Here is a 7,112-nt window from a genome sequence, read left to right on the forward strand (position 1 = left end):
CGGACCGCGTCAGGCTCACCAGATCCTGACGCGCTCGTTCGGCGGAAGGTACAGCGACTGCCCTGACCCAACGTCGAATGCCTTGTACCAGGTATCGAGGTTGCGCGAAGTCCACACACGTTGGGCCGCGGGCGCGTGGGGATTTGTCAGCAGGCGCTGGCGCAGGTCGGCATCACGGTACTTGAGGCGCCAGATCTGCGCCCAGCCGAGGAAGAACCGCTGCTCGCCGGTGAAGCCGTCCAGCGTCGGTGCCTCGCGGTCCGCCAACGAGAGACGCCACGCGTCGTGGGCGATGGCGAGGCCGCCAAGATCGGCGATGTTCTCGCCAAGGGTCAGGGCGCCGTTGACGTGCTGTCCGGGCAGCGGCTCGTAGGTGTCGTACTGCCGCGCCAGGACCTTGGTTCGCGCTTCGAATCCCGCGAGGTCCTCGGGAGTCCACCAGGTCGTAAGGCGGCCGTGTTCGTCGTACTTCGAACCCTGGTCGTCGAACTGGTGGGTGATTTCATGGGCGATGGAGGCGCCGATCGCACCGTAGTTCACCGCGGAATCGGCGGCGGGATCGAAGAACGGCGGTTGCAGGATGGCCGCGGGAATGACGATCTCGACAGCGGAGAAGTTCGCGAACGCATCGACGGTCATGGGCGTCACGCGCCATTCGTCGCGATCGAAGGGCTGACCGATCTTGCGCATCTCGCGGTTGAAGGCGAAGGTGCGCGCACGCAGGCGATTGCCGAACGCATCGCCGGCTTGCATGTCGAGCCCGGAATAATCCCGCCATCGTTCGGGATAGCCCACCTTGGGATGGAAGGCGGCCAGCTTGGCCCGTGCACGGCGCTTCGTCTGCGGCGTCATCCAATCCAGGGCCTGGATGCGCTTGTCCATGGCCGCCACCAGGTTCCGTACCAGCGACTCCGCGGCCGCCTTGTGGTCCGCGGGGAAATAGCGGGCGACATAGGCCTTGCCGACCTCATCGGGCACGGCGTCGACGGCAAAGGCCACCGCGCGCTTCCAGCGCGGCTCGGGCTGTTCGGCACCGCTCAGCAGGCGATCGTGGAAATCGAAGCGCTCTTGCGCGAAGGCTCGCGGCAGTACGTCGCCATAGGCATCCAGCACGGCAACGCGCAGGGCGTCTTTCAGCACCGGCAACGGTGTGGATCCGACGACGCCGGCGATGCCGCCGACGGCGCTCGGTTGGATCACCACCACGTCGCGCGCAGGAGCGCCCGCGGCATGGAGGAACGCCTCGATGTCGAAGCCCTTGGCCAGGTCGCGCACCTGCGCTCGGGTCAGACGGTTGTACGTCTTGGCGGCATCGCGGCTGTCGACGCGACTCCAGCTGACCTTCGCCATACGCGTTTCCATCGCCAGGATGGCCTCGCCCCGGTTCGCCGCATCGTGCGGCGCGAGCCCGGCCAGTCCGAGCAAGCGCGCGACATGGGCCTTATAGGCAACGCGCATCCGCGCCATGGCGTCGTCCGTTCCCAGGTAATAGTCCCGGTCGGGCAGCCCCAGACCGCCCTGGCCGAGCTTCAACACATAGGCATCCGGATGGCGGTCGTCCTGGGTGACGTTCACCTCTAATGGCACGGCCACGCCTTCGCGCAGGGCCTGTCCCGCGACGCGCGCGAAATCCTCCGCCGTGGCGATGGTGTCGATGCGGTCGAGCCACGGTCGTACCGGAGCGAGCCCACGGCTCTCTATCGCCGCCTCGTCGAGGAAGGCTGCGTAGGCCGTGCCGGCCCTGCTGTGCGTATCGCCACGGCTTCCTTCGAGAAGGCCCTTCACACGCTCGCGGTTGAGGTCGTCGAGGCGGGTGAACATGCCGAAGTTCGACTTGTCCGCGGGGATGGACGTGGTGCGCTCCCACGCGCCGTTCGCGTAGCGATAGAAATCCGAGCCCGGCGCGACGGAACGGTCCATGCCGGCCAGGTCGAAACCGAAGGGGCGGATTTCCGGCTGCGTGGGCCGTTCGGCGGCCACCGCGCGCGCGATGCCGCAGGCCAATGCCATCGAAAGAAAAGCCACGCCGACTGTCTTCATGCCCCTGGTCCCGCCACCTCTGTGGACATCGGAGCCTATCGGGGACGGCCGGCCGTGCCAACCATCCGCACGGGACGGCGGGCCCGCCATGGCCGTATAACATGCGCCAACCAACGCTCCGGATTCGCGATGAACGACGCTCCGTTCGAGGACGACGACCTGACCCACTTCGCCGCGCATGGCATTCCGCCGCTGCCGGCGCCGGTGCAAAGTGGCTACGCCATCAACGAAGGCGCAAGCATCTGGTATGCCAGCGTGGGTTCGGGCGAACCCGTGGCGCTGCTGCATGGCGGCCTGGGCAATGCGGACAACTGGGGGTACCAGGTTCCGGCCCTGGTCGATGCCGGCTATCGTGCGATCCTCGTCGACAGCCGCGGACAGGGCCGCTCGACACGTGACGCTAGGCCTTACAGCTACCAGCTCATGGCTTCCGACACGCGTGCTGTGATGGACGCGTTGGGTGTCGCCAGGGCGGCCTTCATCGGCTGGAGCGACGGTGCCGACACTGCCCTCGTGCTCTCTCGCGAAACGCCGGCGCGTTCCTCGGGCGTGTTCTTCTTCGCCTGCAACGTCGACAGCACCGGCGCGAAGCCTTTCCAGGCGTCGGCACTCATCGACCGCGTGTACGCGCATCATGTCGCGGACTACGCGAGACTGGCTCCGCTGCCGGGCGCCTTCGAAGCGATGCGCGACGATCTTGGCCTGATGCAGGCCACCCAGCCCGACTTTGGCGAGCGGGAACTGGGCGAGGTGGCGGTGCCGGTCTGGAGTGTGCTGGGCGAGCACGACGAGTTCATCGAGCGAGCGCACGCCGAAGCCATTGCCCGCGGCATTCCCGGCGCCAGCTTCGTCCTGTTGCCTTCCGTCGGCCATTTCGCGCCCCTGCAGCGCCCGCACGCGTTCAACCGGGCCATGCTGGAGTTCCTGGCGGAAGTGCATGCGAAGCGCGGCACATCGCGGCTTTGACACCCCCTTCACAAATGATTCTCCAGCCTCGCCCTGTTAACAGACGGCCACGCCGTAGAAGCGAGACACACGTTGAGCGAGAACCATACAGATAGCGAGCAGATGCGCAGGGACGAACATTTGCGCACCAGTGAAACCCAGTTCCGGATCCTGGTGCAGGGCGTCGGCGACTACGCGATCTACATGCTCGACCCGACCGGGCATGTGTCGAGCTGGAACCCCGGAGCCGAACGGATCAAGGGATACCAGCTGGAAGAGATCATCGGTACGCATTTCTCGCAGTTCTACACCGAGGAAGACCGTGCCGCCGGTGTGCCCGAGCGAAACCTGGGCATCGCGAACAGCACGGGGCGGGTGGAAGACGAAGGTTGGCGTGTCCGGAAAGACGGCACCCGCTTCTGGGCCCATGTGGTCATCGACCGTATCCTCGACGAGCAGGGCGAACTGATAGGCTTCGCGAAGATCACGCGCGACGTGACCGAGCAGCGCGCTGCCACGCAACAACTGGAACAGGCTCGCGAAGCGTTGTTCCAGGCGCAGAAAATGGAAGCCATCGGCCAGCTGACCGGCGGCATGGCGCACGACTTCAACAATCTGCTGATGGCGGTGCAGGGCGCCCTGGAACTGCTTCGCCAGCGCTTGCCCGACGACGCACGGACCCAGTCGATCTTCGAGACCGCCATGGCGGGGTTGAACCGCGGCGCCTCGCTCACCCAGCGCATGCTGGCGTTCGCCCGGCGACAGGAACTTCGCCCCACGGCGGTGGACATCCCTGCGCTGGTGCTCGGGATGAGCGAGATGACGAAGACGACACTCGGCTCGCGCATCATGGTGACCACGCGCTTCCCGCTGTCGCTCGCGCGTGCCATGGTCGATCCCCACCAACTCGAGCTGGCCCTGCTTAACCTCCTCGTCAATGCGCGCGATGCCATGCCTTCGGGCGGCAACATCGAGATCTCGGGCTCGGTGGAATCGATCCGTGCGGGCCATCCGTCGGGACTGGCGGAAGGTCGCTATGTGTGCCTTTCGGTTTCCGACGATGGGCAAGGCATGCCGCCGGAAACCCTCGCCAGGGCAGCGGACCCGTTCTTCACGACGAAGGGCGTCGGCAAAGGCACGGGACTGGGCTTGTCCATGGTCCATGGACTGGCCGAGCAATCGAACGGTCGCCTTTCGATCGAGAGCGAACCAGGGAAGGGCACGACGGTGACACTGCGCTTCCCGGTGGCTTCGGTGCATAACGTACCGTCCGGCGGCGACACGCAGGGCGGCGCCCCGACGAATGATCTCCGATCGGGCCCGTCGCTGAAGATCCTGGCCGTGGATGACGACTCGCTCGTACGCGAGACCCTCTGCGCCATGCTGGAAGACATGGGCCACGTCGTGGTCGCCGCGGAATCCGCGAAGCACGCCATCGTGGCCTTCGAGACGCCGGGGAAATTCGATCTCCTCGTCACCGACTTTTCCATGCCCGGCATGACGGGTGCGGAACTGGCCGAGGCGCTGCGACGGCTCCAGCCCGACCTGCCCATCGTGGTCGCCACCGGCTACGCGGAAGCGCTCTCGGCGGCAGGTCCCGGCATCACGCGTCTTTCCAAGCCCTTCGACAGGGCGGCGCTGGCCTCGGCCATCGCGGCCGCGGCCCAGAGGTTCGTCCCGCCGAACGGATCGGGCGTTCCCATTTGATTGCGCTTTTGCAGGCTGGCCCGCAGTCTGACGAGAGCCGATTCTGCATGCGATTGACATGGCGAGGCACGCCGGGGAAGCTTGCCGCCTCGCCCGGGGAGTCTGACGCATGCAGTCCAGGTATCCGCTTGGTTCGATAGCACTCGCCGTCCCGTTCTGGTTGGCCTGCACTTTCTTCCCCCACGCCGCCCGCGCCGCAACGCCCAAAGCCGGTGACGTCGAGATCGAAACGGGTGTCGTGCATGCCGCCGATGGCTCGACCGTTCCGTATGAGATCGGCACGCTTTATGTGCCGGAAAACCGCCAATCGCCGACCAGCCGATTGATCGGCGTGGGTTTCGCACGCTTGAAGGCAAAGGTGCCCACCGGGGCCCCGCCTGTCTTCTGGTTGCCGGGCGGGCCGGGTCTGAGCGTGCTCGATGCCTTCGACGGAAAGAGCCCCGCGGCACGTTCGCGACTGGATTCATGGCTGAGCTATGGCGGCGTGGGCGACCTGGTAGTGATCGAGCAGCGCGGCTACACCATCCGCGGCGAACGCCTGGAAATCACGGCACCGGCGTCGCCGCTGGATCGTCCTGGCAGCGTGGACGCGGATGTCGCCACCACCATCGCGCTCGCGAAAGCGGCCGTGAAGGCGAACCCGACGAAGGACCTGGCCGGTTACACCATTGCGGCCTGCGCGGACGACGTGAACGATTTGCGGCGCGCGCTCGGTTACGACCGCATCAGCCTCTTCGGTGGCAGCTTCGGCTCGCAGTGGAGTTTCGCCGTGATGCGGCTGCATCCGGAGATCGTGGCGCGGGCGGTGCTCTCCGCGGTCGAGCCCCTCGACTACGGCTACGACATGCCCTCGCAGCTGTACGCCGCCATGCAGCGGATAGCCTTCGATGCCGACAAGGATGCGGGACTGGCGCCTTACCTGCCCAAGGGCGGACTGATGGCGGCGGTCCGCACGCTGGAAGAACGGTTCGCCAAGGCGCCCGTGCGGGTAAAGGTGAAGGGAAGCGACGGGAAGGAGCAGGCCATCGTGCTCGGACAGGTGGATTTCCAGTCGTCTCTCCTGGACGAAGCGAGCGACCCGGAAACCTGGCCCGCGTTCGTCCTCTCGCTGTACTACGGCCATAACGATGCATGGGCGAAGTCGGCCATCGAGGAACGGCAGGCCCAGCCATACAAGCTCATCGGCCCGCTGATCGACACGAGCCTGGGCGCCTCGCCCGCACGCGAGTTCCAATTGCGCAACGATCCCGTGGTACCCCTGCTGGGCACCGGTGGTTTCGCGCCTTATATCGCATCCGCGAAGGACTGGCCGACACCGGACATGGGCGACGCTTTCCGTGCGTTCGCGCCGAGCACGATTCCCGTGATACTGGTGCACGGCGACTGGGACACGTCGACGCCGATCGAAAACATGCTCATGCAGCTGGCCTATTTTCCGAAGGGCCACGGCATCGTCGTGCACCGTGGCGGTCACGACGGCACGTTCTACCAATTGCGCGGCGAGCCGGCGGCGAAGAACGCGGTCTATGCGTTCCTGCGCACAGGGGAACTGAAGGATCTTCCATCGGAAGTGACCCTGGCCGCGCCGACGTTCAAGATCCCGGAATTCGCGCCGCCCGCGCGACAAGCGAGCGTCGTGGCGAGCGCTCCATAGGATCAGGCAATGCCCCCATACCCTGGGCCATGGGGTGACTTGCGTGTGACACGTACGATTGCCCCGGGTCCCGATCTGGAGGCAATCCATGAACACGAAGACGATTTTCATCACAGGCGTGAGCAGCGGCTTTGGCGCTGCGATTGCCGCTGAAGCCATAAGCGCGGGCCACCGTGTCATAGGCACGGTTCGCAACGAGGATTCGCGGCAGGCGTTCCTCGCCGCGAATGCCGGCGAGGCGCATGCGGTCATACTGGATGTCACGGACACGGACGCGATTCCCGACGTGGTGGCGGAAGCGGAGTCGCGCTTCGGGCCCGTCGATGTGCTGATAAACAACGCAGGATACGGCCACGAAGGCGTCCTGGAGGAATCGCCCCTCGAGGAAATGCGCCGCCAGTTCGATGTGAACGTGTTCGGTGCGGTAGCGGTGACCAAGGCCTTCGTGCCTCGTTTTCGCGAGCGCCGTCAAGGGCACATCATCAATATCACCTCGATGGGCGGCTACATCACGATGCCCGGCATCGCGTACTACTGCGGAAGCAAGTTTGCCCTGGAGGGCATCAGCGAAGTGCTCGGCAAGGAACTCCGTTCCCTCGGCGTGCACGTTACCGCCGTGGCGCCGGGCAGTTTCCGGACGGATTGGGCCGGCCGGTCCATGCGTCGATCGCCACGGAGCATCCCCGACTACGATGCACTGTTCGACCCCATCCGCCGCGCCCGGGAAGAGGTGAGCGGCAAGCAGCTGGGCGATCCGCGCAAGGCC

Annotated in this window: 4 protein-coding genes and 2 pseudogenes; 5 read left to right on the forward strand and 1 reads right to left on the reverse strand. The window is 65.9% G+C overall.

All coding sequences use genetic code 11. The features are described 5' to 3' along the window. Window positions 1-15: 15 nt before the first annotated feature. Window positions 16-2,040: a M13 family metallopeptidase gene (locus ACPYOD_RS03795; protein WP_481300400.1), complete on the reverse strand. Its 2,025-nt coding sequence runs from the start codon at window positions 2,038-2,040 to the stop codon at window positions 16-18. A gap of 129 nt (window positions 2,041-2,169) precedes the next feature. Here ACPYOD_RS03795 and ACPYOD_RS03800 point away from each other — a divergent pair, with 129 nt between their 5' ends. From ACPYOD_RS03800 to ACPYOD_RS03820, 5 genes and pseudogenes are all read left to right on the forward strand, one after another. Then, window positions 2,170-3,006 (forward strand): alpha/beta fold hydrolase, encoded by an 837-nt coding sequence (locus ACPYOD_RS03800; RefSeq protein WP_481300401.1) that lies wholly within the window; start codon window positions 2,170-2,172, stop codon window positions 3,004-3,006. Window positions 3,007-3,108: 102 nt separating this feature from the next. Next, window positions 3,109-4,230, forward strand: a pseudogene (locus tag ACPYOD_RS03805) (ATP-binding protein); the annotation flags it as partial. 99 nt (window positions 4,231-4,329) lie between these two features. Further along, window positions 4,330-4,692, forward strand: a pseudogene (locus ACPYOD_RS03810) (response regulator); the annotation flags it as partial. A gap of 109 nt (window positions 4,693-4,801) precedes the next feature. Then, window positions 4,802-6,346 (forward strand): alpha/beta hydrolase, encoded by a 1,545-nt coding sequence (locus ACPYOD_RS03815; RefSeq protein WP_481300402.1) that lies wholly within the window; start codon window positions 4,802-4,804, stop codon window positions 6,344-6,346. Between the two features lie 88 nt (window positions 6,347-6,434). Continuing rightward, a partial coding sequence (locus ACPYOD_RS03820) for an oxidoreductase (protein WP_481300403.1) occupies window positions 6,435-7,112 on the forward strand: 678 nt, incomplete at its 3' end.

It is taken from the genome of Luteibacter sp. HAY1-4A (assembly GCF_056755355.1).